We start from the raw sequence: 25,387 nt of genomic DNA, 5'->3' as shown, positions 1-25,387 counted from the left end.
TAAAACTGAAGCAGTTCCATAACCTGCGCCGCAGCATCGGGGTTAAACCAGACGGCTACCAGCTGTTGCTTGTTATGGAACTGGATTACGACGTGTTGATTATTGGCGCGGGCAGCGCCGGGCTGTCGGCGGCCCTCACGCTGGGGCGCTGCCTGCGGCGGGTATTGGTGGCCGATGGCGGGCCGCCGCGCAACGCGGCCTCGCCTGGCGTGCACGGCTTTCTCACCCGCGACGGCATCCCGCCGGCCGAGCTGTTGCGCCTGGGCCAGGAGCAGCTAGCGCCCTACGAAACCGTGGAAATGCAGTGCCTGCACATCGATACACTCACGCGGCAGGCCCACGGCTTTTGCGCCACCGGCCACGGCACCGCCGATGATGCACCCATTACGGTGACGGCCCGGCGGGTGCTGCTGGCCACCGGCGTGAGCGATATTCTGCCGCCGCTGCCGGGCTTCCGCGAGCTGTGGGGGCGGGGCGTGCTGCACTGCCCGTATTGCCACGGCTGGGAGGTGCGCAACCAGCCGCTGGCCGTGTACGGCCAGGGCCGCACCGTGACGGGCCTGGCCCTGCTGGTGAGCCGCTGGAGCCGCGACGTAATTGTGGTGACCGATGGCCCCGGCCACCTCACACCCAATGCCCGCCGCCGCCTGCGCCGCGAAAAAATCGGCATTCGGGAAGAGCCCATCACCCGCCTCATCGGGACCAAAAACGGCGACCTGCGCTGCATCGAATTTGCCAATGGCGACCAACTGGAGCGGGCGGCGCTGTTCCTGCACGCGCCCCAGCACCAGCGCACGCCGCTGGCGGCCAATCTGGGGGCGCGCCTCACCAGTAATGGCGCGGTGTGGGTCAATTCCCGGCTGCATACTTCCATTCCGGGCTTGTACGCGGCCGGCGACACCAAGCCCGGTACCCAGCAAGCCCTGCTGGCCGCGGCCGACGGCAATCGCGCCGCCATTGTCATCAACGAAAGCCTGACGCGGGAGGAATGCCCAAGGTGAGGGCGTAAGTAATTGAAAAATAAAACTTACTTCGCCATTTGGGCCAGCACCGCCAGGGCGGCGCGGGCGCGGGTTTTCACGGTGGCCAGCGGAATGCCAAGCTGCTCAGCGGCTTCGGACTGGGTGCAGCCACCGAAGTAGAGCAGGTCAATCACCTCGCGCTGCTTGGGCTTGAGCTTGAGGGTAAGCTCGCGCAGGCCAATATGCTCGGGGTTGAAGGTGGCAGGGGCCTGGGCCAGTTGCGCCCCGCCCACTTCCAGCGACTTATTGCTGCTGTTGAAGCGGTGCCGGGGGCTGCGCATAGCGTCGATGGCCTGGTTGCAGCACACCCGCACCATCCAGGTAAACAGGCGGCCACGCGTGGCATCGTAGCGGTCAATGCTGAGCCAGACTTTGAGCAAGCCTTCCTGCAACACATCCTGCGCCAGCGACTCATCGCGCACCAGACGGATGATGACTGTCAGTAAGTTGCGCGAATAACGGTCGTGTAGTACCCGTAGGGCTTGCTCGTCGCGCGCTAGCAGGCGCTGCACAAGAATTTCTTCGTCCGTTGCGGGGAGCAACGTCGGAGTGTTGTTCATACAGGGGAGGATGAAGGAACTTGGCTAATAGACCACAACCGCGGTCCAGACCAAGTGCCTGATTATCAGGATAAACGAGGAAGGATAGTAGCGTATGCGGAAATAAGCAGCAGGTTAGGGGTGAGAATTATAATTTAGTGATAAAATTTAGGATAATGAATAAATAATCGGTTAGCCGTTGAGCCAGAATCTACGGCGCATTCCCAAAGCCGGATTGCGCCAGCGCAACTGAAAAAAAACGCCGGTATCAAACCAGAACATTGTAGACTGGTTAATTCAATGGTTTTTATGCATTAACCCAGGCTTGAATCCTTGCCGGAAAAATCAGTAAAATGGCAGCGAAAGGCGCTGAATGGCAGCCTTGCATAAGCCTACCAGCATGTGCCGCAGCCGGTTTTCCAGCCGCTGCTATGGCCTCCCCGTACAGGTTAGAACCGATGTAGCTTATGCCTCCCACCATTATCGCCCTGCACTACTGGGCTGGCTCCGGCCGCGAATACGACGTGTTGCGCCCGCTGCTGCTCGGAACCAACTTCCTTACGCCGGACCTGCCCGGCTTTGGCGCGCAGCCGGTGCCGCTGGGGTTCGACTATTCGGTGCGGGCCTACGCCGACTGGATTTTCGCCTACATCCAACAGCAGCAGGTGACGGATTTTACCCTCATCGGGCATAGCATGAGCGGCAAGATGGCGCTGGCCCTGGCCGCCCGCCAGCCGGCGGGCCTGCGCCGGCTGGTGCTGCTCTCGCCCTCGCCGCCGGCCGGCGAGCCCATGTCGGAGGCCGACCGGGCCGCTTTGCTGGCCGCCTACGGCAAGCCGGAAGAAGCTGAAAAAACCTTCTGTAGAATCACCCGTCAGCCTCTTTCGGCGGTGTTGCGCGCCCACGTCATCGCCGATAACCTGCGGAGTACTGAAGCTGCGTGGGACACCTGGCTGCTAAAAGGTGCCCGCGAAGACATCAGCGCCCTGATGCCGCCGCTGAACGTGCCCTGCCACCTGCTGGTAGGCGATGGCGACACGTCCATCACGCCCGATTCGCAGCGTTGCCTCACGCTGCCGCTGCTGCCGGCCGGCACTCCGTTTGAGGTGGTGCCGAACACCGGGCACCTGCTGCCGCTGGAAGCCGCCGCCGAGGTGCGCCGGGCGCTGGGCTAAAAACGGTCATTCCGACCGAAGGGAGGAATCTGAGCAAAACATACTCAAATTCCTCCCTTCGGTCGGAATGACCGTTTTAGGTCGGATTCAACTCCCTATTCCAGCGCCCGGCTGCGGAAAAGCAGATAGCCCAGGTGCCCATAGATGCCAAATCGCTCGGCCGGGTCGTCGTAGAAGCGGGCGTGTAGGGCCAGCGGCCCCACCGGCGTCTGGAAGATGAGGCCGGTGCTGGCCGTCACGCGGGGGCGGTCGAAGCCCGACTTGCGCACGGCCTGTTGCAGGTCGCCCTGTACCAGCGGCTGGGCGTTGAGGTGCACATACACTTCGGAGCGCCACTCCAGTTTTTTGAGGAAGGGCTGGGTGTAGCGCAGGCCCACGGCGGCGTAGCGCGCCGAGCGGTAGGTATCGAGAAACAGCGTGCGCGAGTCGGGCAGCGGCGCAAATACCGGCGACATGGTTTGCGACGAGCGGAAGTTGGTGAACGTGGGCTGGCTGCTGGCCATCAGTTCGCCGAAATAGCCCCAGGCGTGGCGCTCCTTGCCCAGGGCAAAATAGCGCTCTACGGTGGCCCGGAACTGGAGCCACTCGCGGTGCTGCGAGCTGCCCGGCTGCTGAGCCGTGGAGCCCGGCGTGTAGTCCGACGAGCCCGTGACGCCGCGCAGCGTGTACACGTAGCGGTGGCCGCTGGTGGAATACTGCTTGCGGTTCAGGGTATTGCGCGCCAGGCGCAGCGCCCCGGTCACGCCCCGGAACACGGTGGCGTCGAGCACATCGGAGGAATTGATTTCCTTGGAGTTGGTGTACTCGTCCTTGGTGACGAAGGTGGCCAGGTCGAGCAGCAGCCGGCTGCGGAAGGTGGGGCTGATGCCAAATTGCCCGCCGAGCTTGGTGTCCTGCTGCCGCACCTGGGTGTTGATGACGTCGCGGCCCAGCACGCCGCCCGTGTTCTGAAAATCCCACTGATTATAAGTGATTTCGGGCTCGAAGAAGAACGGCAGCCGGGCCGGCACGTTGATGCGGAACGAGCCGTGCGCGCCGTTGTAGAAGCGGCCCAGGCTCACATCGGCCGAGGCGGTGTAGAGCAGCCGGCGCAGGTAGCGGAATTCGAGCCCGAAAAAGAGGTTGTCGATGGGCCGGTTGCTGAGCACGAAGCCCACTTCGGTGCTCACGTTGTTGTTGCGCTGCGCATCGACGCTGAAAATGTAGCCCTTGCGCGCCGCATCGTAGCGAATGCGCGGGTAGATGTTCTTGAAGTAGTCGTCGGCCGCCAGCCGGTAGTAGCCTTCCTCAATGTCATCGAGTGAATACTCGCGGCCCGAGCGCGGGAAAAAGCGTGCCGCGTACTCGTTCTGGTCGGGCCGCAGGCCGCGCACCTGCACGTCGATGAAGCGCGGCTTGGGTGCCAGCCCCTGGAAAGCCAGCCGCCGCCGCTGCAGGCTCGTCGAATCGATGCGCCGGCCGATGCGGGCCTTGATTTTGGCCATGTTGCGGCGGGCGGCCGTGTCGCCTTCGGCAATGAAGTCCTTCACGCGGTCGAAATCGCCCACGCCCATACCCTCCAAATCGGGCTGAATGTAGATGCCGTTTTTGCCCACGCTGCCCGTATCGGCCACGCTCGTGCCCAGAAAGGCTACGGTGCTGGCCAGCAGCGCATCGTCGTTTTTGGGGTATTTCTTGAAGGCCACGTCGCCCACGTTCACCCCAATGATGATGTCCGGGGCGAAGGTTTTCTTCATCGTGTTGGTGGGGAAGTTGTCGTACACCGCGCCGTCGTAGTAGTACTTGCCGTCGAGGTTGCGGATGGGCCGGAAGGCGAGCGGAAACGACATCGAGTTGCGAATGGCGTCGGACAGCGACCCGCTTTTCTGCTCCACCACCTGCCGCGTAAACACCTCCGAAGCCATGCAGCGGAAGGGCACAAACAGCTTGTCGAAATCGTAGTTGGCACTGGCCGAAGCCGGGGCCAGCAGGCGGGCCAGGGCCAGGTTCAGGTTCAAATCGTTCACCAAGTTGGTGCTGATGCGGGCCTTGAACGTGGAATCGATGGCAATGCCTAGGCGCAGGGCCGAGGGCGACGGCTCGGCCGTGAGAAAGTTGAACGTTTTGCTTTCCAAAGGCTTGCCCGAGGTCCAGCGCTGAAACTCGGGGCTTAGCACAATCTGCTCAATCTCATCGGGCGAGTAGCCGGCCGCGTACATGCCGCCAATCACCGCGCCCATGCTCGTGCCCACAATGTAGTCGATGGGAATGTGGTTTTTCTCGAGCTGCTTGAGCACGCCCACGTGCGCCAGCCCTTTGGCCCCGCCGCCGCTGAGCACCAAGCCCACTTTCTGAGCCGAAACAGTGAAAACAGAAAACGCCGTCAGCAGCAAAGCCAGCGGGAAACGGGTGCAGAAGTGACGCATAGGGGCCGGAAGTGACCAGCGCCGGAACTGCGCTGCTGCCGCTGGTACGCCGGGCCGGGCCGTGGGGTTTTTGCGGGGTGAAAGGCCGGCGGCTTTGCCCCTGGATTGGCACTGGTAGGGGCGGGGGCAAGCCCCGCTCCTACCTCTTTTTACGCGGCCTGGTAGCCGATGCCGCGCACGGTTTGCAGGAAATCGGGCGGGGCGAAGCGGGCCAGGGCCTTGCGCACGTTCATAATATGTACGTCGATGTAGTTGGAGCCATCCGTGCCTTTGCCGATGTGGGCGCCCAGCTGCTCGCGGGTGAGGGGCCGGCCCCGGTGCCGGAGCAGGTGGTGCAGCAGGTCGAACTGCGAGCGGCTCAAGTCCACCGCGTCCGAGCCGTGGCGCAGGCGCCGGGCCGCCAGGTCCAACTCAAATCCCGGCCCGAAGCTGATGCGCGGCCGGGGCCGCCCAAACCGCTGCCGGGCAATGCTGCGCAGCCGCCGCTCCAGCTCCAGCAGCGACGTGGAGCTGGCCACGCAGTCGTCGGCCCCGGCCGCGAAGCCGTGCAGCCGGTCCTCCACCGCATCGGTGGCCATCAGCAGGATAAAGGACGCTCGGGAACCGCGCCGCTGGGCGTCGTAAAGCAGCGTCAGGCCCTCGCCGTCGGGCAGGGTTTGGGCCAGGAGCACAAATTCGTAATGGCGGGCGGCCAGCTTGGCGGTGGCAGCGGCCAGGGTAGAGGCGAGGTCGGTGACGTAGCCGGCGCGCTGCAAAAAACGCTGCACGGAATTAAGGCGCTTTTCCTCGGCTTCGATGATGAGAATAGCCATGCCGTAATTAGTTGGTGGAAGTGGCCAGCACGCGCACTTGGGCGTGCATGCCGGGTTTAAGTAAGTGGCCGGGATTGGGCAGCGTGCAGCGCACCTTCATCACTTTGCTGTCGTGGTCGAGCACGTGGAAAACCTGGTTGATGCGCCCTTGCAGCGGCTTGTCGGGGTAGCTCAGCGTGGTAATTTCCACAGCCTGGCCCCGGTGTACCTGGGCCAGGTCCGATTCAAACACGTTGGCCATCACCCACACGCTGTCCAGGTTGGCCACGGTGAAAGCGGCCGGCATGTCGGCGGCGTTGAAGCGCAGGCCCGCCGCCACGTTTTTCTCGATGACGTAGCCCGAGACGGGTGCTTTCAGTTCGTATTGCCCGCCCCGGGCCATGCCGTAGGTGTCGAGCTGGCGGTGGTTGCGGGTGGCGGTGCCGGTGGCGCGGGCCAGCTCGGCGCGGGCGCGGAATACGTCCTGCCCGGCCCCCAGGCCATTTTGGAATAGCTCTTCGGCCACGGCCAGGTTCTTGCGGGCCACGGCCAGGTCGGCGGTGCCGGCGGTGCTCTGGTTTTGCAGCTCGGCAATTTCGCGGCTCTGCAACACGGCCAGTACCTGGCCTTGTTTTACCTCATCGCCCAAGTCAACGCCCACGCGCAGCACTTGCCCGCCCACCCGGGGGAATACCCGCGCCGTGCGGTTGGCATCGGCCGCGATTTCGCCGCTGAGCACCAGTTCTTGCGGGGCGGTGTTGGGGGTTGATTTTGATTCGGTTACGACTTCCTGAGGTGCGGGCTCGTCCAGAGCATCGGCATCGGAAGGAGAGCAGGCGGTGAAGGCCAGCAAGCCGAGTGCGGCCGTAAAGGCGAGGGCGTTCTTGTGGTTGCGAAGGTTTGCAGGCAGCCAGTTTGGTAGGTTCATGGAGTGCAGCAGTGGTGAAACTGCTGCAAGGCTACCGGCAAGTCATTAGAATGCGATTAGAAAAACGTAGCGCGGACTTTTATTCCGCGAGTTCACAACACAGCCAGGGAAGCAAAGGGCTGGAGCTCGCGGACTAAAAGTCCGTGCTACGTAGCTACGCCGTGGGCAGGCGCACCAGCGCGGTGGTGCCGTGGCCCAGCTGCGAAGTCAATTCCAGTTCTCCGCCGTGCTGCTCGATGATTTTGCGGGCCAGCGGCAGGCCTACGCCGTGCCCGGCCACCGGCCGTGCATTGCCGGCCCGAAAAAACGGCTGGAACACCTGCGGCAAATCGGCTTCCGCAATGCCAATGCCTTCATCGCGGATGCACAGGCGTACGCCGCCGGGCTCGTATTCGAGGTCGACGGCCACCGGCTGGTACTCCGAGTATTTCAGCGCGTTTTCGAGCAGGTTGGCGAGGGCGCGGCTGAGCAGGGCGCGGTTGCCGGTGAGCTCCAGCTGCTCGGGCTCGGCGGGCAGGCGGCCGGTGTGCAGGTGCAGGCGCGGGCGCTGGGCCGGGTCGATAGCAGCGCAGGCTTCGGCCAGCAGCTCATCCACCCGGATGCGGGTGTCGTGCTCGGGCAGCGGGGTTTCGGCCTGGGCCAGCTCCAGCAGGTGGTTGAGCAAGGCGTTGAGCTGGGTGAGGTCGGTGAGCAGGGCGTGCAGGGCGGCGCGGTAGGCGGCGGGCTCGCGCTCGCGGGCCAGGGCCAGCTGGGCCTCGCCGATGCTGGCGGCCAGCGGCGTGCGCAGCTCGTGCGAGGCATTGCGCACGAAGGCACGCTGGCCGTCGAAGCTGCTTTCGAGCCGGTCGAGCAGGCGGTTGAAGGTGTGGGCCAGGCGCGAAAGCTCATCCCGCTCGCGGCCCGAGAGGTTTTCGGCCACGCGCCGGTGCAGGTCGTGGGCCGAGATGCTGTCCATCTGGTCGTTGAGGGCCGCGATGGGGGCCAGTGCCCGGCCCGCAAACAGCCGCCCGGCCCCGTAAATCAGCAGCAGGCTGAGCACAAAAATCGTGGCCATAATCGTGGCCAGGTATTGCAGGCGGGCTTCGCCGCGAATGTTTTCGGCCCCGGCCACCACCACGTACTGGCCCTGATTGTCGCGGTAGAAAATGCCCACCGCCTCGCGCGAGCCATCTTTAAAATATTCCTCGTGGCCCTGCCGGATGCGGGCCAGCACATCGGACGGCACCTCCAGGCGGGCATCCTCGTGCACAAAGCGCACCTCGCCCCGGGCATCGTAAAGCTGAATAATCTCCTCTGGCAGCGTGCGCTGAAACTGTTTCTGGAATGCCTGGAACGCCGAGCTGCGCAGCTCATCCTTTTCCAGGTAGATGTAGGCCGCCACCACCGCCCGCTCGCGCAGGCGCTGCCGGAAATCGCGCCGGCTGTAATCGGCCTGCAACAAAAACGCCGTGGTGAGCACCCCCAGCAGAATGAAGGCCACCACGCCCACGAAGAGCCAGGTCAGGCGGTTGCGGATGGTCATTGCGAAGGATTGAGGGTTGAATGTTGAGTTTTGAATTTGTCTCTCATCCTGAGTGCAGCGAAGGACCTTATCACGTCAGCACGAAGCATGCAGGCCTGATAAGGTCCTTCGCTGCACTCAGGATGAGAGACGGATGGCAGGCAAATCCAAATGTTCACAAAAAAGCTATTCCTGCCGCAGCACGTAGCCTGCGCCCGTCACGGTATGAATGAGCTTGGTTGGAAAACCGTGGTCCACTTTTTTGCGCAGGTAACTCACATACACGTCAATCACGTTGCTGCCCGCGTCGAAAGACTCGTCCCAGCCATGCTCCGCGATTTCGCCCCGGCTGAGTACGCGGCCGGGGTAGCGCAGCAGCAATTCCAGTAGGTTAAACTCGCGAGTGGTGAGGCGCAGCGGCTGCCCGGCCCGCGTCACGGTGCGGCTGGCGGTGTCCATCAGCACGTCGGCAAAGGCCAGGCGGGCGCCGTGGGGCTGGGCGTTGCCGCGCCGGGTGAGGGCGCCCACCCGCGCCATCAGCTCCGCAAAATCGAAGGGCTTCACGAGGTAGTCATCGGCCCCGTTGCCGAAGCCCTGGAGCTTGTCCGTAGTGGTGCTCAGGGCCGTGAGCAGCAGCACCGGCACCCGCGCATCCTGCGCCCGGATGGCGGCCAGCACCTCCAGCCCGCTGCGGTGGGGCAGAATCACGTCGAGAATAATCAGGTCGAAGGGCTGGGCGAGGGCCAACTCCTGGCCGCGCTCGCCGTCGGCGGCCACGGTCACGGTCAGCTGTTCTTCTTCTAAACCTCGCTTGATGAGGGCCGAAAGCCGGGGGTCGTCTTCAACCAGTAGAATGTTCATGGGCGAAAAGGGGATGGCCGGAGCCTGCAAAGGTCGGCACCGAACCCTACGCCGGGAAACCCAGCGTCACCATCAGCCGCAGCTGCTGCTCCCGAAACTCAAGCTGCAAGCCCAGGCTGTGGGCCAGCCGCCCGGCAATCCAGAGGCCCAGGCCGGTGCCAGGGGCCAGCGGGTCGGCTTGGTACCAGGCGGTGGTGAGCTGGGCCAGATGCTCGCCCAGTGGGGCCGCCAGCTCATTTACGATGCTGATAACGGGCCCGTAGGACGTTGCAGCGGCTTGCAGGCGCAGCGTTACGCCGGTGCCGGGCCGGGCGTGCTTGCGGGCGTTGTCAAGCAGGTTCAGCAGGAGCGTGGTGAGTTGGTCGGCATCCGTTTCGATGGTGAGGGCTGCCGTTGGTTCGTCATCAGCAGGCAACTCGATGGTAAGGGCGCGACCTGCCGTACGGAAGCGCGGCAGTTCCCGGTCGGCCAGCGCCAGCAGCAGCTCATCAAGTGCAACCGGGCTGCGGTTGATGGGTAAATCAGCTCCATTACCCAACCGGCCCACCAGCAGAAAATCGTCCACGAGGCGGCCTAGGCGGGCCAGCTCGGCATCGTGGCCGGCCAGGGCGGCGCGAGTGGCGGGCGGCAGGCTGGGGTCGCGCCCACTCACGTCGAGGCCGGTTTGCAAAGTGGCCAAGGGCGTGCGCAACTCGTGGGCCGCGGCAGCCAGGAAGTTGGCCTGCGCCGTGGCCTGGCCACGCAGGCGGGCCAGCAGCTGATTCAGAGTTTCGGCCAACTCCTGCACCTCGTCGCCGGTGTTGGGTACAGGCAGCGGCGCAATATCGGTGGCCTGCTGAATGCGCTGGGCCTGCGCGGCCATGCGCCGCAGGGGCCGCAGCACCACGCCCGCCACCAGCAGTGCCAGCGCGCCGGCCAGCGCCGCGCTGCCCAGCAGGCCCAGCGCCAGCGTGCGCCGTACCCGCGCCAGAGCTTTTTCGAGGGGCGCGGCGGGGTGGGCCAGCCACAGCGTGAGGCGGCCGGTGGGCTCGGCGTAGTCGGCGCCCGGGCCGGGTGGGGCGGCCAGGCGGGCCACGGCTATTACGCGGCCGTGGTCCAACCGTCCGCCCGGCGCGGCCGGCCGCGGCAGCCCGGCCGTGTCACTTGCCGGCCACCGGGCCGAGCGGAACAATTCACGGGCTGGCTGGCCGGGCTCCTCAAACACGAGTCGCATAGTTTCGCCGCTCTGGTCGGGGAGGGGCAGCGTAGGCTCGGGGTCGAGGCTGACGCGGGCCAGCAGCTGACTGGCCCGCAGGCGCAGGCGGTCGTCGTCGGCGCGGGCCAGCAGGCGGCCCAGGCTGCGGTATTGGTAGCCACCCGCCGCCAGCGTGGCCAGCCCAAACACCAGCCCGAACACCAGCAACAGCTGTCCGCGCAGGCCCAGGCGGAAACGGTGTCTTGGGGGTGTGGTAGGGGACATTGGGAATGGGGTGAAGGAGCAGACTGACAGCCGGTGACGTTCTTTCACTCAAGACTACCCCGCCGCCCCCGGCTCGCGCAGCCGGTAGCCCTGCCCAATCACCGTTTCCAGCAAGGCCGGTGCGGGCGCAAAATCCCGGTCGAGCTTGCGGCGCAGCTGCGAGATGTGTACCTCAATCACATTCGAGCCCATGTCGTAATCCACGTCCCACACCTTTTCAGCGAGGCGGGTTTTGCTTACCACACGGCCCGCGTTGCGGAGCAGCAATTCCAGCACCGCAAACTCGCGGTTGGTCAGGCTGAGGGTTTTGCCAGCCCGTGTCACCACCCGGCCCAGCGGGTCCAGCACGAGGTCGGCTAGGCGCAGGGCGTCGGCCCCGGCCGGACCAGCGGTTTTGCGGCCGATGATGTGCAGGCGGGCCAGCAACTCATCAAACGCAAACGGCTTGCGCAGGTAGTCCACGGCCCCGGCTTCGAGGCCCTTCACCACGTGCTGCGTATCGGTGAGGGCGCTGAGGATGAGCACGGGCGTCTGAATACCGAACTCGCGCAGGTTGCGCAGCACGTCGAGGCCGCTCTGGCCGGGCAGCATCAGGTCGAGCAGCACGGCGTCGTAGGGCGTGGTGGCGGCTTGCTCCAGGCCTTCGGGGCCGGTGGCGGCCACGTCGGCCACGTGCCCGGCCTGGGTAAGGCCCTGCTGAATGAAGCCCGCCAGCCGGGCTTCGTCTTCGACGATGAGAATGCGCATGAGGGGAATACGTAGCGTGAACTCGGCGAGTCCGCGCCTGGATGAATGACTATGCAAATGCGCGGACTCGCCGAGCTCACGCTACGAAAAAACGGCGCGGAGTTTTGCTCCGCGCCGTTTACACTTTTTAACCCACCTACCGCACCAGGTATTTCACGCCACCCAGGGCCAGCGTTTGGGCGTGCACCACGCGGGGGGCGGTGGTACCGGCCACGCGGGCTTCGCCGGGCTGAGCGGTGCGCAGGTTGCCGGTGGCTTCCAGCGTCGCGCCCACGGTCAGCTTGTCGCTCAGCTGCTCCAGGGCGTGGGGTGGCAGCTGCACCACGGTCTGGTCGCTCAGCACCACGCCGCGGATGTGGCCTTTGGGGTCGCGCCGCAGTTCTTTAATGCTGCCTTTGGCTGTGGTGGTTTCCGGGGTGGGCGGGGTGGTGGGGCGCACGGGCGGCGCATCGTTAATCGTCTGTCCGCCGCTGGTGAGGCTCACGAAGCGGAAGTGGCTACGGCCGTCGGGGCCGGTGTGGCGCACGCCGCTCACCGTCACGGGGCTGCCGGGTTTGGCGGCGGCCAGCAGCTGCTGGCCCAGATGGCGCGGGAAGCGCACGGTGTCCACCGCGCCGGTTTCGGGGCGCAGAATGAAGGCATCGTACACCTGCTCATCGTTGTGGGCCACGTAGCTGCTCAGCGTGCCGCGCACGTCGGTGATGGTTTGCAGGCCGCCGCGCCGGCCGGGGCCGCCCTGGGGGCCGTGTTCTCCGTGCGGGCCGCCGTGCTCGCCACGCGGGCCACGGGGCGGGCGGGGGCCATCCGGGCCGTCGGGGCCTTCGCCCTCAGCGGGCGGCGGGGGCGGAGTGGCCAAGTTGCCGGTGGTGGCTTTGGCCGATTTCGACGTTTTGGTTTTGACTTTGGTGACGGTCTGGGCATCGGCCTGAATGGTGCCGGCCAGCAGCGCGGCAGCCAGCAGGGCCACCGAATAAAAGGGCTTGTTCATGGGATTGACGAAAAAGACAGGAGGATGAAAAGTTGGGCAGTAAGCGTCGGCGAGCTCCGGTTGCTCTTCCGACGATACAAAATTTCCATCGTGCCCTGAAGCCGGCCTTAAGGTCACATTAATTTTTCTTCAGGTGAATAATCGGCAGCGTTTTCGGCCAAAATCCGGTTAATGTTTTTCTTTCAATATATTTATCCCCAGCCGCCTACCTCGTCCCGTTCGGCCAAATTTATTCCATTCCTTCACTCCACAACCGCATGAAACACTTCTCCTCGCTGGTTTTGCTGCTGGCCGCCGGCCTGTGGGCCACCACTGCCCATGCGCAGGCTTATCGGCCGTTTCGCTTCGGGCTTACCTATCAGCTCAGCGCCGCCGCCACGCCCGGCGACACCACGCACCTGCTGCGCTTGGCCAGCCGACAGGCGCAGGGGGCAGATTCCTTGTTTCTGTTTGATAAGCGTACCAGCCGGGGCCGCGCCCTGTCCCAGCAAGGCAATTGCGGCTACTACACACAGCGCAACGACAACCTATTTGGCTCCTCGCTAACGCAGCGGCCCGGGGCCGAGTACGTCCTCACGGCCGCTAACGGCCGCACCTTCACGCTGCGCACCCGCGCCGTGCTGAACCAGGCATGGGCGGCCACTACGGGCGGCCTCACGGCCCGCGTCACGGCCCGCACGCTGGGCACGGTGCTGGGGCAGGCCGATTCGCTGGCCACCATCACCCTATCGGATGGAGCCGTGATAACGCTCGGCAAGCGCCTGGGCTGGGTGAATGGCCCGGCGCTGGGGCACTACCTCAATGCCCGACTGCCGCAAGCCGTGCTCACCCTCACCGCGCTGCCGGAACTGGGGCTGGGCATAAATCAGCTGGGAGCCTTTGCGGTGTATGACTTTCAGCCCGGCGATGTATTCCTGCGCAAAAATGTGAATCAGTACGCGCTGGGGCCGGGCGTGGTATGCCAGACTCAAATCTGGACGCGCGACAGCATCATCAGCCGTACCCTCAGTGCCAGCGGCGATGCGCTGGACTACCAGCTGCAACGCCGCACCCTCACCCGCAACTGCACCGGTGCGCCCGTGCTGAGTGCGCCCGTAGTGCAAGCGCTGCACATTACCCGTACCACCGACCATCTCGACCAACCTACCGGCTTCTGGGAGCGCCCGACTTCGACCAGCACGGCCGGGCTGGTGCACCTGCCCGCCTGGCGCACCGGCGCCTACAACGGCCGGCTCGTGCAGCAGCACGCAGGTTATATGCAGTGCGGCATTGCTACGGCCGACAGCACTTCGCTGCTCAATGCCAGCAACCTCGATGCCGGTTATGCCGTCTTCACGGCCGCCGGCCTGGGCCGCACGCAGGAGGAATACACCAGCTTCACCACCGAAACCACCGAGCTGCTCGGCTACCGCAAGGGCACCGAAACCTGGGGCCAGCTTACCACTTTCGCGCAGCTGCTGCCCGTGCGCGCCAGCCGCCCGGCCAGCACCACGGCCGCTTTCCCCAACCCGTTCGGCGCCGAAATCCAGGTGGCTTTCAGCTTGGCCCGCCCGCAGTCGGTGGGCCTGACGCTGCACGATGCCCTGGGCCGCCAGGTGCGGGAAATGGCCGCCACATCGCAGCCGGCGGGGGCACGGCAGCTCATCCTGCCCACCGCCGGGCTGCCCGTGGGCGTGTACAGCCTGCACTTGCGGTTTGCCGAAGAAGGCCGCACAGAGGTGCTGCGGGTGCTAAAAGCCGAATAGCGCTATCGGCTTACCACTTTTTGAAAATAACATACACGGCCGCCACCAGCAGGATGAAGCCTACTACGTGGTTCCAGCCCAGCTTGTCGGTTTTGAACACGAATACCGCGCACAGCGTGAATACCGTGAGCGTAATCACCTCCTGAATCACCTTGAGCTGGAATAAGCTGAACGGCCCGCCGTTTTCCTCGAACCCCAGCCGGTTGGCCGGCACCTGAAATACGTACTCGAACAGGGCCAGTCCCCAGCTCACCATGATGACGCCAAACAGGCCCAGTTTGGCAAACCAAGCCATTTTCTTGAACAAGTGCAGGTGCCCGTACCAGGCAAACGTCATAAACAGGTTAGAGATGGTGAGCAGCAGGAGGGAATAAACGCCTTTCATGAAGTGAATTGATGAACTGGTGATTCGACTGGCTTGGGCTAATACGTTGCAGGCCGGCATCTCTACTACGCAACCCGTCCAATGGTTCAGCTTTACTATTGCGGTGCGGATGATTGTTTTGTGTCGGCTTGCGGGTTGGCTGGCTCCGCCAACATTCGGCTAGTCCACGAATTCACCAATTTCCCACTCCACCTCATGCCCACGCTAGACCCCGGCATCGGCGAAAAATTCTCGCGCCGCACCAAGCGGGCCATCAACCACGACGGCTCGTTCAACGTGCGCCGGCGTGGGGGCCCGCACCGCCACGACCCGTACCAGTGGCTCATTCAGATGGATTGGTATCCGTTTATCGGCCTGGTTGTCGTGTTTTTTACGGTGCTGAACGTGGCCTTTGCCCTTGCTTTTATGGGCCTGGGCCTCGAAGACCTGCCCGGCGTGGCCGCCCCGCGGGGCGGCGTGCAGGATTTTCTAAGCGCCCTGTTTTTCTCCATCCAAACCTTCACTTCCGTTGGCTACGGGCACGTGTACCCGGGCACCAACGCCACCGGTTTCCTCAGCAGCGTGGAGGCGCTGGTGGGCGTGCTCACGTTCGCCCTGGCCACGGGCTTGCTATACGGGCGGTTTTCGCGGCCCACGGCGCGCATTCATTTCAGCCGCACGGCCATCATCAGCCGCCGGCCCGATGGCACGCCCTGCCTGCAGTTCCGCATCGCCAACCAGCGCAACAACATCCTCATCGACCTGCAGGCCCGCGTGCTGCTCAAGACCGTGAACCCCGCCACCAACGACCAGACCTACGCCCTGCTGCCGCTTGAGCGCGACGCCATCAGCTTCTTTCCCCTGAGTTGGACCATCGTGCACGACATCACCCCCCAAAGCCCGCTTTATAATCTGTTGCCCGCTGATTATGAGCGCCTCGATGTCGAAATCATTATCCAGTTGAAGGCCTACGACGACACCTTCGCCCAGGACGTGCACGCCCGCAACTCCTACACCCACGACGAGATTGAATGGCACCGCCGCTTCATCCGCGCCTACGAAGTAGGCGAAGATGGTATCGCCGTGGTCGATTTGGATATGGTGCACATGACGGAGGCGTTGGATGGTTAAAAGCTGTGCCCCTTCGCTGCGCTCAAGAGAACGGGCGTTACTCGTCGTGTCCGGGTGCGGTTGTGGCCGGTGCGCCGGCCGTTTGCTTGGCTTCCAACTCCAGCCGCTGCTGCTCTTTGGCCGAGGGGGTGTATTGCAGCTGGCGCAGGTCGGGCGAGCCGCCGTCGACCCAGCAGGTAAACCAGAAATCACCGATAAGGGCCGAAGCGTAGCGTAGCTGGCGCTCCACCTGGCCATTGAGCCGGGCGTGGTAAGCCTTGCTGAAATCGCGCGAGTACGCCCGCACCGTCTGGCTGCCGCGCTGCTCGTAGCCGTATTTCTGGTCTTCCTGATACTCGGCCGTGAGCTGTTTCTCGAAGCGCAGCACCGAATCCACCGCCGCGTGCGAGCGGATAACGGCCGACCAAATCGCGTCGCTGGGCCGCTCCAAATACTCGGCCTTGCCGCTGAACAGGTCGTAATCGGCGCTCAGCAACTCGGGCAGGCGCGATTCCCACAGCCCGTGGATGCCGCGCTGGCCCGTGAGCTGGCCGTTGTAGTTGCGGGTCGTGTGCAGCGGCACGCAGGCATCGGCCACGTAGTGCCCCAGGTCGGCCGAAAGGCTCAGAATGCGGTCCGTGTCCTTGGCCTTGAAGGCGGCGGTGAGCTGGTTTTTCATGCTCACCACGTTCCAGGGCACAATGCCGTGGCGCAGCAACGAGTCCTCGCCGTAGCGGGCCACGGCGTCGGCGTACTTGCGGGGCAGCTTAAACTCGGCACTGTCGCCGTAGCGGTCCACGTCGAGGAAATGCTTGGGGGCCTCGCCCGGCACCACGGTGCGCCGCGAATCGGGCCGCGTGGCGTTCACCGTCAGGTAATCAATGTTGGCCTTATAAAAGCCAATCATGCCCGGGGGCAACGTGTACACCGCCAGCCGGTTTAGCAGGCGATGGCCGAAAAACCCCCACGCCTGTGCCTGACGGGCAACGAAAAGTAAGGGCAAACAAATCAGAAGCAGGTAGCCGTATTTTTTCACGGCTAACAAGGTACGATTCAAGTCCGAGAATCAATCACTGCAAAGAGTTGTCTGTCATCCTGAGCGCAGCGAAGGACCTTATCACGCTAGAACATTCCAGCGTGATAAGGTCCTTCGCTGCGCTCAGGATGACAGAATTGTTGGATTGCTACCGCCGCCGGCCCTCGCCCACGAATTTCATGCGGTAGTCGTGCCGTACGTCGCCCTTGCTGATGCGGGCCAGCTTGCCCTTCAACAGCTGCTTTTTGAAGCCGGAGAGCTTATCAGTGAACAGGATACCTTCCAAATGGTCGTACTCGTGCTGGATGACACGGGCGGCCATGCCTGAAAAAGCCTCTTCGTGCACCTGGCGGTTTTCGTCCTCGTAGCGCAGCACGATATCGGCGTGGCGCGTCACCAGCTCGCGCACCCCCGGGATGCTCAGGCAGCCTTCCTCAAAGCCCCATTCCTCGCCGGTTTCGCTCACCATCTGCGGGTTGATGAAGGCGCGCTTCACGGCCGGTTCGGGCACTTCTCCCTCTTCCAACTCGGCCAGGTCTTCCTCGTCCAGCTCCACCATCGGGCCGGAATCCATCACAAACAGCCGCACGCCTTTGCCCACCTGGGGGGCCGCCAGGCCCACGCCATTGGCCGAATACATGGTTTCATACATGTCGGCAATCAGCTGCTTCAGTTCGGCGGCGGGCAGGTCGGCGGCAATGCTTTTGGCTTTGGTCTTGAGAACGGGGTCGCCGATGGCAACAATGGAGTAAATCATCTTTTTTAATGGTTAATGATTAGCGGTCAATGGTTAATGAAAACTCTGTCTTGGTGATTTATCATTCATCATTAACCATTAATCATTGATTCAGACTTCCCGCATGAGCGGCGATTCGAGAAATGATTGCAGAATAATGGTGGCGCTGATGCGGTCCACCGTCGCTTTGTCACGCCGAGCCTTCTGGCCCAGGCCGCCGGCCAGCATGGTGGCGTGGGCCATGCGCGAGGTAAACCGCTCATCGAGCTCGTGAACGGGCAATTCGGGCAGCTCACGGCGCAGCGTGCGCAGCAGGCCCACCACGGCGCTCGTCACGTCGGTTGGCTCGTTGAGCAGCGTGCGCGGCATGCCCACCACCACGGCCCGCAGGGGCTCGCGCTGGTGGTAAGACTTTACATAAGCTAGCAAATCCTTGCTGTGAATGGTTTCCAGCGGCGAGGCAATCATGCACAGCGGGTCGGTCACGGCCAGGCCCACGCGCTTATTTCCGTAGTCGATGGCGAGGATGCGACCCATGTGGTGGCGGGGTAAAACGAAAGAAGTGAAAAGAGCCAGCCGGTGCGGCCGGGTACAAAGATACGGCGGGCTGAAAGCTCCCAATCCGCCGGGCAACCCCAGCCGTATTTGCTCCGAGTTCTGACGGTGGCTGCGCTCGCACCGGAAAAAGCCCCATCCAACGGGCAAAGACCAGGGCTGAGCGAAAGGTGCCCGAAAACTTATAGGTAAAATTATAAATTGCAGCCGCTTTAAAACGACTTATCCGAGAAGATTGAATTGTAATTTGCCGATAAAAATGCCGATATTTTGCCCTTTTATTGTAAATTATTGCATAAATTTAGGAAATAAAGAAATGACTACCTTTCCGCTCTTGAAACTGGGAAAATTTCAATAGTTTTGAATCCTATTTAATATTATCCTATTGATTATTACCTCTACACTTACCGCTTATGCCCACTTCTATCCCTGCTAACCGGGCAACTGGTGTGCCCGTCGGCTTGCGGCGGCGCGGCTGGCTGCGGCAAGGCTTATTGTTAATGCTGGCTATGGGCTGCGGCGTATTGGTGGCCAACAATCCCTTCCGGCCGTCGTCGGAAAACCCCGACGCCACGGCCCGGGGCTACCTGCGCTTCAAGGAAATCCTGAGCTACGTGGACCGCGACTACGCCGACTCCGTGGACACCGAAGGCCTGGCCGACTACGCCGTGGCCCAGATGCTGGAAAAACTCGACCCGCACTCCGTCTACATCCCGGCCCGCGACCGCGAAAAAACCGATTCCTTCCTGCAAAGCGACTACGATGGCATCGGCGTCGAATTCAACACCTTCCGCGATACCGTGACGGTGGTGGCCCCGCTCAGCGGCGGCCCGGCTGAGCAGGCCGGCGTGCAGCCCGGCGACCAGATTCTGAGCATCGGCGGCAAGCGCGTATCGGGCGCTCACCTCACGTCCGGGCAGCTTTCGCAGCTGTTGCGCGGCCCCCGGGGCAGCAGCGTGGCCATCGAGCTGCGCCGCCGGCACCAGGGCCAGCCCCTGCGCCTTAGCATAGCCCGCAGCCGCATTCCGAATAGCTCCATTGACGCTGCATATTTGGTGGATGACCAGACCGGCTACATCAAGGTAAGCCGCTTTGCTTCCAATACTTACGACGAGTTCAAGGCGGCGCTGGCCGACCTGCGCCGGCAGGGCCTCACCCGCCTCGTGCTGGACCTGCGTGGCAACCCCGGCGGCTACCTCGACCGGGCCACCCGGCTGGCCGATGAGTTTATTGGCGGCTCGCGCAAAATCGTGTACACCGACGGCAAGGGCGAGCAATACGACTCGCAGACCTATGCCAAAGTAGCCGGCGAATTTGAGGAAGGCTCCTTGGTGGTGCTCGTGGACGAGGGTAGCGCTTCGGCGGCCGAGGTGGTGGCCGGCGCGTTACAGGACCACGACCGCGCTACGCTGGTGGGCCGTCGCACCTTTGGCAAAGGCCTCGTGCAGCAGCCCATTTCCCTAAGCGACGGGGGCGAGCTGCGCCTCACCATTGCCCGCTACTACACGCCCGCCGGCCGCTCCATTCAGAAACCCTACGGCGCCAACTACGCCGAATACAGCGCTGAACTGAGCGGCCGCTCGGCCCGCGGCGAGCTGCAATCGGCCGATAGCATCCACTTTTCCAACAAGCTGCGCTTCCGCACCGACCACGGCCGCACCGTGTACGGTGGCGGCGGCATCATGCCCGATGTGTTCGTGCCGCGCGATTCGGTGGCCCATTCGCTCTATTTCACCAAGCTGCTAAGCCACGGTGTGGCCCGCGCCTTCGCCCTGAACTTCTACCAGAGCCACAAAGCCGAGCTGGAAGGCCTGCGCTTCGAGCAGTTCAACGCCACCTTTCGCATTTCGGATACGCAGCTGATGAGCCTGACCACCCAGGCCGCCCAGGACGGTGTGACGGCCGACGCTGCCGCCGTGCGCCGCTGCGCGCCGCTGCTGCGCAACCAGCTCAAAGCCTACATTGCCCGCAGCGCCTACGGCACCGTGGCCTATTATACCGTGCTCCGCGAGCAGGATGCCGAATTGCAGCGCGCCCTGCACGTGGTGAGCGACAGCACCGCGCAGCTGGCGCTGCTGGGGAAATAGGGGAGAGGCTGTTATTGCGAGTGGAGTGGAGCGGAGCGCGGCAATCCGTAACTTCACGGCTCCAATCCCACCCCTGATTTTATGTCGCATTACCACCGCCTCGGCCAGATTCCGCGCAAGCGGCACACCCAGTTTCGCCAGCCCGATGGCTCCCTGTATTCGGAGCAGCTGGTGGGCACGCTCGGTTTTCACGGCGTGTCGTCGCTGCTTTACCACGTGCACCCGCCCACCCAGATAAAGCATGTGGGCACGCCCAAGCCCTTCGCCCCGAAGTTCATTAAGGACCGGCCGCTCCAGCCCGAGCACCTGCGCACGCTGGCCCAGACCAGCACCGGCGGCGACTACCTGGCCGCCCGCCAAACGCTCCTCGGCAATGCCGACGTGACCATGAGCATCTGCAATCCCACGGCCAAGCGGATGGACTATTACTACAAAAATGCCCAGGCCGACGAGGTGATTTTTGTGCACGAAGGCCGGGGCGAACTGTGGAGTCAGATGGGCAAAGTAGCCTTCGAGCCAGGCGACTATGTGGTGGTGCCACGCACCGTCATCCACCAATTGCATTTCGAAGAAGGCCCGGTGCGGCTGATGATTATCGAGTCGTTCAGCCCGGTGGAAACGGTGCGGCGCTACCGCAACCACTTCGGCCAGCTGTTGGAACACTCGCCCTACTGCGAGCGGGACATGCGCCCGCCATCGGAACTCATCACGGAGGAGTATCCCGAAGGCGACTACGTGATACACACCAAAAAAGAAGGCATGCTGCACGAGCTGACCTACGCGCACTCGCCGTTCGACGTGGTGGGCTGGGACGGCTATTTCTACCCCTACGCCTTCAGCATTCACGATTTTGAGCCGATAACTGGCCGCCTGCACCAGCCGCCGCCCGTGCACCAGACGTTTGAGGGGCACAACTACGTCATCTGCTCCTTCGTGCCGCGGTTGTTCGATTACCACCCGCTCAGCATCCCCGCGCCTTATAACCACTCCAACGTCGATTCCGATGAGGTGCTGTACTACGTGGCCGGCAATTTCATGTCGCGTAAGGGGGTTGATTTGGCGTCCTTCACCTGGCACCCTACCGGCCTGCCGCATGGCCCGCACCCCGGCACCGTGGAGGCCAGCATTGGCAAAAAAGAAACCCACGAGCTGGCGGTGATGCTCGACACCTTCCGCCCGCTCTACCTCACCGAAACGGCCCTGCCCTACGTGGACGGCCGCTACCCCATGAGTTGGAACCCGGGCTTCGTGCCCGACCCGCCCAAATCGGCGGATATGATGGATTAGGTCGCTGGTTGTAACTTTGAAGAACTACCGTAGCGGTTGCCCCCGGACTCTTTAGCGACCCGGTTACGTATACCGAGCCCTACTCATCAATAGCCCGACAATCTATGAAGAAGCTACTTTTCCTCGCCCCCGTACTGATGCTGCTGACGGTGTTCGGTTGCAAAAAGAACTTGCTTGACCAGCTCCTGACGTTTACCGTGGATGTGTCGCAGAACTCCCGAATCCCCCCGCCCAGCATTTTCTACACGGGCCTGCCCCGGCCGGTATCCATCATCACGAATTCGGAAACCTCGTTTCGCAACAACAAGACCACCCGCGACAAGGTCAAAAACGTGCTGCTCGACCAGATGCAGCTTACCCTGGTTAGCCCGGCCGCGCTCAACTTCGACTTCCTCGATACCCTGCGGGTTTACATCAATACGCCCAAGGTTAATAATCGGGTTTTGCTCGCGCATCTCTACAATCCGCCCAAGGGTGCCAAAACGCTGATGCTCATTCCAACCACCGACCGCCTCGATGACTACCTGAAGGCGGATACGTACGAGCTGACGGTGTACAGCCGGCAGCGGCCGAATTACTTTATTATGGATTCCCTCACCATCCGTTCGGACACGCGCTTTAAGGTAACGGCCGACCCACTGTAGCTGCACGCAAAATCAAAAAAGCCCTTTCCGCACGCGCAGAAAGGGCTTTTTTTTTCATGTTCTAACGTGAGTCGAAGCCCGCTACTTCACTACCGCCACGCGATTGTAGTGGTCAATCAATTTGGCCACGTCGGCGGGCTGGTCGTATTGCAGGTGCTGGGCGTTGGCAAAGGTGCTGATTTCGTTCTCGCGCTTGCCAAACAGGCGCAGCACATCGGCCTGGTTGAGGGTAATGGGGTGCAGGGGTTCGGTGGGCTCGTTGCCGACGCCGACCAGCAGCAGGGGGGCCATAGAAAGGCGGCCGGCCGTGGCATCGGCTCCTGAGGAGTAGAGGCGGGCGAGCAGCAGCGGGCCGGCATCCACGGCCGTGAGCACTTCCACGAATTCGCGGCGGGTGCCGGCGCTGCCTTCTTTCACCAGGCGGGGGCGGAAGCGGCGCAGGGCATCGGCCCCGGTGCCGCCCATTTCGCCAATGTCGAAGCCACGCAGGCTGCCTACGGGCCACAGGTGCGTCGAATCGGTGTTAATAGAATCCTGGGCTTCGAGTAGGCGCATGCCGGCGTGGAAGCGCAGGCCCGGCACGGGCCGGTAGCGGCCGTCGAAGGTGCGCAGGGCGCCCACCTTAAAGGTGCCATCGCCGAGGAAGCCGGTGGTTTGGCTCTTCAGGCCGGCTCGCAGGGTGGCGGCGGTGGGGTTGCGGTTGCTTTGGGCGTAGATGGCGCGGGCTTCAGCTTGTTCCTTAGCGGCTTGGGCATTGGCCTGCTGTGCACCAGCAAGTAAAAAAATAGTAAATAAGTAGTGGTGGAGTTTCACTAAAGTCACTAAAAAATGGTGGGCGATATAGGGGCGTCAAAAATACGATAATCGAGTCGTTGCGCACTGATGGGCCTTGTTTTCAAGCACCGTGCCAGCTTGGGATTTAAAATCCAGAGGAGCACAGGCTTTGTAGTCCGCGCTACATGATATGCCTCAAGGCTGCTTAAAGGAAAGCTGATTATAATATTCCACCATGCGCAGCACCTGGCCCAAGTCGGTGTAACTCAGGCCTTGATTGGCAGCCCAGGCAGTTATTTCGGGTGCACGCGAGCCAAATAGCTCGCTCACACTCTTTCGGTTGAGGGATATCGCCCGCAGCGGGTCTTTGGCCACCAAGTCGGTGCCAGCCAATACCGTCTGGCCGATTTCGGTACGTTCCGGTCGGGTTTCGGTGCGCAGAATGGGGTCGAGCTGGGCATCTTCGTGGTGGTAGCTGTGCTGCAGGGCCAAGACCAACGGGCTGTTATCAGACTGGGTCAGCACCTCCACAAAGTCGAGCTTGGTGCTGCCGTTGCGCACCATCTTGCTGCGGAAGTGCCGGGCCTCACCGCCCCGCCCTAGGTAGAAGCCGTCCAGGCTGCCCGGCGGCCACACGTGGCTGCCGGTCGAGTCGCGCACTTCCAGCAGGCGCAGGGCCACGTTGTATTTCAGGGCCGGCACTCGCACCCGGCGCTTGTCAAGCAGGACTAGCGTGCCCGGCTGGTCCACGCGGATGAGGTAGGCCTCCGGAGCATTCACCAAATCTTTGCGCATGCGAGCCAGGGCATCGGGCGCATTGGCCCGCTGGTAGAGGTCCATGCCGATTTCGGTGAGGTCGCGCTGGGTTTGGGCGTGGGCGGATGAGGCCAGCAGCAGGAAGGCCAGTAGCAGGCCCACTCCCGTTTTTTGGGTAGTAGTCATGGAGAAATTGGAAAGGTAGAAAATGGGCTAAGCCCGTCGCGTTTAGCGGTTGCGGCCGTATTGTTCGTGGCTGCTCACCCAGTCGGAGCTCGAAATAGCGGCACCCAGGCTCAGCTCGCCGGCCAGCACCACGCCAGCCACTATTTCGGCAAATTTGCGCACCGTGCCCCGGCCCACGCAGCCCAGCATTTGCAGGCACTCGTTTTGGGTGGCCAGGCCGGTGCCGCCGCCGTGGGTGGCCACAATCAGCGAAGGAATGGTGATGCTGATGTACAAATCCCCGTCCTTGTTCACTTCGGAATACAGGATGCCAGCCGAGGATTCGCTCACGTTGGCCACGTCCTGGCCCGTGGCGATGAACATGGCCGTGATGCCGTTGGCCGAGTGCGCGCCGTTGTTATTAGCCCCCGAAATGAATGCGCCCACATTGCTCACCTGCCCGTGGTAGGCCAGTTGCTCGGGCGTCACGCGCATGCGCTGCATCAGAATATCGCGCTTTATCACGGCTTCGGCCACTACGCGCTTGCCCCGCGTACGCATCACGTTGATTTGGGAGGCTTTTTTGTCGGTGGCGAAGTTCGATTCGAGGTAGAAGTGCTCGATTTTCGCGCCCTTGTAGTTCTCCAGAATCCAGGAGCAGGCGGCGAAGGTGGCGCGGCCTACCATGTTCTGCCCGGCCGCGTCGCCGGTGCTGAAATTGAAGCGCAGGTAGGCGAATTTGTTGCTCAGATACGTGTCGATGTACTGCAGCTTGGCCACGCTGGAGGTGCTTTCGGCCTGCGGCCGAATCTGGTCAATGGTGTCTTCTACCCATTTGCCGAAGTCCCGCGCCCCGCGCGCATCATCAAACACGAACACCGGCGCCCGCTGCATGGCATCGCCGATGACGGTGCATTTCACGCCGCCGCATAAGTTCAGCACCTGCATGCCACGGTTGTAGCTGGCTACCAGCGTGCCCTCGGTAGTAGCCATCGGAATCAGGAAATCACCCTGCGCGTGCTCGCCGTTCACGGTCAGCGGCCCGGCCAGTCCCACCGGAATCTGGGCCACGCCCATGAAATGCTCGCAGTTGCCCTGCAGCTGGTGGGCATCGAAGGAATAGTGCTTGAGGTGCTTGAATTCTTTGCCCGAAAACTGCTCGGCGAAGCGCTGGCGGGCGGCGATGGCGGCATCGGAATAGTCGTCTTCCTCGGAGCGCGGAATGCGGGGCTTGGAGTTGGCTACGCCCACAATGGCGTCTTCCACCTCTACGTGCAAGTCGCCGAAGGCATCGGTCGAAAACCACATCTGCACCGGGTGGATGCCCTCCGGCAGGGGCGGCACGTCGAGCATCACCGTGATGGCGCGGCCCACGGGCAGTTCGACGGCCTGCCCGTCGGCATCGATGGCCGTGGCAGCCCGCTGCTCGCCGTTGCCCAAATCGACCCGGATTTTATCGGCCGGTACCACCACCTCGCCCACCTGCACCTGCTTGAAACCGGTCACCTTCACGGTATCGAGCCGGTTTTTGAGGCTGAAGGCCACGCCCGCGTTTTCGGGCAGGTTGTGCAGGCTGCCGCGGGTGTAAAGCAGCTTGAGGAGCATGGGGCTGGGCGTGAAAACCATCGGGCGAAGGAAATGGAGGAAGTGGGAATTGGAAGAGGGGCGCAGAGCGGGGGTGAAGGTGCGGAATTTTGGGCGGAATGCGTAAG

Annotated in this window: 23 protein-coding genes; 7 read left to right on the top strand and 16 right to left on the bottom strand. The window is 62.9% G+C overall.

Features of this window, described 5'->3' with window-relative positions; all coding sequences use genetic code 11:
• Positions 1-74 precede the first annotated feature (74 nt).
• On the top strand, positions 75-1,001 hold the full coding sequence (locus ACYU7Q_RS11210; protein WP_460609508.1) for an NAD(P)/FAD-dependent oxidoreductase: 927 nt from the start codon (positions 75-77) through the stop codon (positions 999-1,001).
• A 26-nt stretch (positions 1,002-1,027) separates the two neighbouring features.
• On the opposite strand, the gene ACYU7Q_RS11205 is transcribed toward ACYU7Q_RS11210, so the two are convergent.
• Positions 1,028-1,582, bottom strand: coding sequence for an RNA polymerase sigma factor (locus ACYU7Q_RS11205; RefSeq protein ID WP_460609507.1), 555 nt, complete (start codon positions 1,580-1,582; stop codon positions 1,028-1,030).
• Between the two features lie 446 nt (positions 1,583-2,028).
• Between ACYU7Q_RS11205 and ACYU7Q_RS11200 the strand changes: the two genes are divergently transcribed.
• The gene (locus ACYU7Q_RS11200; RefSeq protein ID WP_460609506.1) at positions 2,029-2,736 is read left to right on the top strand and encodes an alpha/beta fold hydrolase; all 708 of its coding nucleotides are present in this window, start codon (positions 2,029-2,031) and stop codon (positions 2,734-2,736) included.
• A 95-nt stretch (positions 2,737-2,831) separates the two neighbouring features.
• Here the strand turns inward: ACYU7Q_RS11200 and ACYU7Q_RS11195 are convergent, their stop codons facing one another.
• The 8 genes from ACYU7Q_RS11195 to ACYU7Q_RS11160 all read right to left on the bottom strand — a co-directional run bounded on the left by ACYU7Q_RS11195 (position 2,832) and on the right by ACYU7Q_RS11160 (position 12,416).
• Positions 2,832-5,141: a patatin-like phospholipase family protein gene (locus ACYU7Q_RS11195; RefSeq protein ID WP_460609505.1), complete on the bottom strand. Its 2,310-nt coding sequence runs from the start codon at positions 5,139-5,141 to the stop codon at positions 2,832-2,834.
• Between the two features lie 149 nt (positions 5,142-5,290).
• Complete coding sequence (locus tag ACYU7Q_RS11190) at positions 5,291-5,953, bottom strand: response regulator transcription factor (protein WP_460609504.1); 663 nt, start codon at positions 5,951-5,953, stop codon at positions 5,291-5,293.
• Positions 5,954-5,960: 7 nt separating this feature from the next.
• Positions 5,961-6,860: an efflux RND transporter periplasmic adaptor subunit gene (locus ACYU7Q_RS11185; RefSeq protein WP_460609503.1), complete on the bottom strand. Its 900-nt coding sequence runs from the start codon at positions 6,858-6,860 to the stop codon at positions 5,961-5,963.
• A 154-nt stretch (positions 6,861-7,014) separates the two neighbouring features.
• Positions 7,015-8,382, bottom strand: a complete 1,368-nt coding sequence (locus tag ACYU7Q_RS11180) for a sensor histidine kinase (protein WP_460609502.1) — start codon at positions 8,380-8,382, stop codon at positions 7,015-7,017.
• Between the two features lie 165 nt (positions 8,383-8,547).
• Entirely contained in the window at positions 8,548-9,222 is a 675-nt protein-coding gene (locus ACYU7Q_RS11175) for a response regulator transcription factor (protein ID WP_460609501.1), read from the bottom strand.
• Between the two features lie 46 nt (positions 9,223-9,268).
• Entirely contained in the window at positions 9,269-10,681 is a 1,413-nt protein-coding gene (locus ACYU7Q_RS11170; RefSeq protein ID WP_460609500.1) for a sensor histidine kinase, read from the bottom strand.
• Positions 10,682-10,735: 54 nt separating this feature from the next.
• Complete coding sequence (locus ACYU7Q_RS11165; protein ID WP_460609499.1) at positions 10,736-11,428, bottom strand: response regulator transcription factor; 693 nt, start codon at positions 11,426-11,428, stop codon at positions 10,736-10,738.
• Positions 11,429-11,564: 136 nt separating this feature from the next.
• On the bottom strand, positions 11,565-12,416 hold the full coding sequence (locus tag ACYU7Q_RS11160; protein WP_460609498.1) for a hypothetical protein: 852 nt from the start codon (positions 12,414-12,416) through the stop codon (positions 11,565-11,567).
• 257 nt (positions 12,417-12,673) lie between these two features.
• Here ACYU7Q_RS11160 and ACYU7Q_RS11155 point away from each other — a divergent pair, with 257 nt between their 5' ends.
• A complete protein-coding gene (locus ACYU7Q_RS11155; RefSeq protein WP_460609497.1) occupies positions 12,674-14,161 on the top strand; it encodes a hypothetical protein in 1,488 nt (495 codons plus the stop codon).
• Between the two features lie 10 nt (positions 14,162-14,171).
• On the opposite strand, the gene ACYU7Q_RS11150 is transcribed toward ACYU7Q_RS11155, so the two are convergent.
• Entirely contained in the window at positions 14,172-14,546 is a 375-nt protein-coding gene (locus ACYU7Q_RS11150) for a DMT family protein (RefSeq protein WP_342299975.1), read from the bottom strand.
• 195 nt (positions 14,547-14,741) lie between these two features.
• On the opposite strand from ACYU7Q_RS11150, the gene ACYU7Q_RS11145 reads away from it, so the two are divergent.
• Positions 14,742-15,656 (top strand): ion channel, encoded by a 915-nt coding sequence (locus tag ACYU7Q_RS11145; RefSeq protein WP_460609496.1) that lies wholly within the window; start codon positions 14,742-14,744, stop codon positions 15,654-15,656.
• Between the two features lie 37 nt (positions 15,657-15,693).
• Here ACYU7Q_RS11145 and ACYU7Q_RS11140 read toward each other — a convergent pair whose 3' ends face one another.
• The 3 genes from ACYU7Q_RS11140 to ruvX all read right to left on the bottom strand — a co-directional run bounded on the left by ACYU7Q_RS11140 (position 15,694) and on the right by ruvX (position 17,944).
• Positions 15,694-16,638, bottom strand: a complete 945-nt coding sequence (locus ACYU7Q_RS11140) for a zinc dependent phospholipase C family protein (protein ID WP_460609495.1) — start codon at positions 16,636-16,638, stop codon at positions 15,694-15,696.
• A gap of 181 nt (positions 16,639-16,819) precedes the next feature.
• Positions 16,820-17,428, bottom strand: coding sequence for a peptide deformylase (gene def / locus ACYU7Q_RS11135; protein WP_460609494.1), 609 nt, complete (start codon positions 17,426-17,428; stop codon positions 16,820-16,822).
• A 90-nt stretch (positions 17,429-17,518) separates the two neighbouring features.
• Positions 17,519-17,944: a RuvX/YqgF family protein gene (gene ruvX, locus ACYU7Q_RS11130; protein ID WP_460609493.1), complete on the bottom strand. Its 426-nt coding sequence runs from the start codon at positions 17,942-17,944 to the stop codon at positions 17,519-17,521.
• Between the two features lie 431 nt (positions 17,945-18,375).
• On the opposite strand from ruvX, the gene ACYU7Q_RS11125 reads away from it, so the two are divergent.
• From ACYU7Q_RS11125 to ACYU7Q_RS11115, 3 genes are all read left to right on the top strand, one after another.
• Positions 18,376-20,049 (top strand): S41 family peptidase, encoded by a 1,674-nt coding sequence (locus tag ACYU7Q_RS11125; protein ID WP_460609492.1) that lies wholly within the window; start codon positions 18,376-18,378, stop codon positions 20,047-20,049.
• Between the two features lie 81 nt (positions 20,050-20,130).
• Complete coding sequence (locus ACYU7Q_RS11120; protein WP_460609491.1) at positions 20,131-21,336, top strand: homogentisate 1,2-dioxygenase; 1,206 nt, start codon at positions 20,131-20,133, stop codon at positions 21,334-21,336.
• Between the two features lie 104 nt (positions 21,337-21,440).
• Entirely contained in the window at positions 21,441-21,980 is a 540-nt protein-coding gene (locus tag ACYU7Q_RS11115; RefSeq protein ID WP_460609490.1) for a hypothetical protein, read from the top strand.
• A gap of 81 nt (positions 21,981-22,061) precedes the next feature.
• Here ACYU7Q_RS11115 and ACYU7Q_RS11110 read toward each other — a convergent pair whose 3' ends face one another.
• The 3 genes from ACYU7Q_RS11110 to ACYU7Q_RS11100 form a co-directional block, all read right to left on the bottom strand.
• On the bottom strand, positions 22,062-22,793 hold the full coding sequence (locus ACYU7Q_RS11110) for a hypothetical protein (protein WP_460609489.1): 732 nt from the start codon (positions 22,791-22,793) through the stop codon (positions 22,062-22,064).
• Between the two features lie 156 nt (positions 22,794-22,949).
• On the bottom strand, positions 22,950-23,696 hold the full coding sequence (locus ACYU7Q_RS11105) for a hypothetical protein (RefSeq protein WP_460609488.1): 747 nt from the start codon (positions 23,694-23,696) through the stop codon (positions 22,950-22,952).
• A 42-nt stretch (positions 23,697-23,738) separates the two neighbouring features.
• The gene (locus ACYU7Q_RS11100) at positions 23,739-25,301 is read right to left on the bottom strand and encodes a hydroxymethylglutaryl-CoA reductase (RefSeq protein WP_460609487.1); all 1,563 of its coding nucleotides are present in this window, start codon (positions 25,299-25,301) and stop codon (positions 23,739-23,741) included.
• Between the last annotated feature and the right edge of the window lie 86 nt (positions 25,302-25,387).

This window comes from Hymenobacter terrigena, from assembly GCF_054776515.1.
Note: the sequence above shows the minus strand (reverse complement) of the source record. Positions and strands in the feature narration are given on the sequence as shown.

Coding starts and splice junctions, on each gene's coding strand:
- ACYU7Q_RS11170 (WP_460609500.1), bottom strand. CDS start 10,681: ATGTCCCCTACCACACCCCCAAGACACCGTTTCCGCCTGGGCCTGCGC.
- ACYU7Q_RS11190 (WP_460609504.1), bottom strand. CDS start 5,953: ATGGCTATTCTCATCATCGAAGCCGAGGAAAAGCGCCTTAATTCCGTG.
- ruvX (WP_460609493.1), bottom strand. CDS start 17,944: ATGGGTCGCATCCTCGCCATCGACTACGGAAATAAGCGCGTGGGCCTG.
- ACYU7Q_RS11150 (WP_342299975.1), bottom strand. CDS start 14,546: ATGAAAGGCGTTTATTCCCTCCTGCTGCTCACCATCTCTAACCTGTTT.
- ACYU7Q_RS11155 (WP_460609497.1), top strand. CDS start 12,674: ATGAAACACTTCTCCTCGCTGGTTTTGCTGCTGGCCGCCGGCCTGTGG.
- ACYU7Q_RS11165 (WP_460609499.1), bottom strand. CDS start 11,428: ATGCGCATTCTCATCGTCGAAGACGAAGCCCGGCTGGCGGGCTTCATT.
- ACYU7Q_RS11175 (WP_460609501.1), bottom strand. CDS start 9,222: ATGAACATTCTACTGGTTGAAGACGACCCCCGGCTTTCGGCCCTCATC.
- ACYU7Q_RS11115 (WP_460609490.1), top strand. CDS start 21,441: ATGAAGAAGCTACTTTTCCTCGCCCCCGTACTGATGCTGCTGACGGTG.
- ACYU7Q_RS11100 (WP_460609487.1), bottom strand. CDS start 25,301: ATGGTTTTCACGCCCAGCCCCATGCTCCTCAAGCTGCTTTACACCCGC.
- ACYU7Q_RS11205 (WP_460609507.1), bottom strand. CDS start 1,582: ATGAACAACACTCCGACGTTGCTCCCCGCAACGGACGAAGAAATTCTT.
- ACYU7Q_RS11180 (WP_460609502.1), bottom strand. CDS start 8,382: ATGACCATCCGCAACCGCCTGACCTGGCTCTTCGTGGGCGTGGTGGCC.
- ACYU7Q_RS11200 (WP_460609506.1), top strand. CDS start 2,029: ATGCCTCCCACCATTATCGCCCTGCACTACTGGGCTGGCTCCGGCCGC.
- ACYU7Q_RS11195 (WP_460609505.1), bottom strand. CDS start 5,141: ATGCGTCACTTCTGCACCCGTTTCCCGCTGGCTTTGCTGCTGACGGCG.
- ACYU7Q_RS11185 (WP_460609503.1), bottom strand. CDS start 6,860: ATGAACCTACCAAACTGGCTGCCTGCAAACCTTCGCAACCACAAGAAC.
- ACYU7Q_RS11145 (WP_460609496.1), top strand. CDS start 14,742: ATGCCCACGCTAGACCCCGGCATCGGCGAAAAATTCTCGCGCCGCACC.
- ACYU7Q_RS11125 (WP_460609492.1), top strand. CDS start 18,376: ATGCCCACTTCTATCCCTGCTAACCGGGCAACTGGTGTGCCCGTCGGC.
- ACYU7Q_RS11105 (WP_460609488.1), bottom strand. CDS start 23,696: ATGACTACTACCCAAAAAACGGGAGTGGGCCTGCTACTGGCCTTCCTG.
- ACYU7Q_RS11160 (WP_460609498.1), bottom strand. CDS start 12,416: ATGAACAAGCCCTTTTATTCGGTGGCCCTGCTGGCTGCCGCGCTGCTG.
- ACYU7Q_RS11120 (WP_460609491.1), top strand. CDS start 20,131: ATGTCGCATTACCACCGCCTCGGCCAGATTCCGCGCAAGCGGCACACC.
- ACYU7Q_RS11210 (WP_460609508.1), top strand. CDS start 75: ATGGAACTGGATTACGACGTGTTGATTATTGGCGCGGGCAGCGCCGGG.
- def (WP_460609494.1), bottom strand. CDS start 17,428: ATGATTTACTCCATTGTTGCCATCGGCGACCCCGTTCTCAAGACCAAA.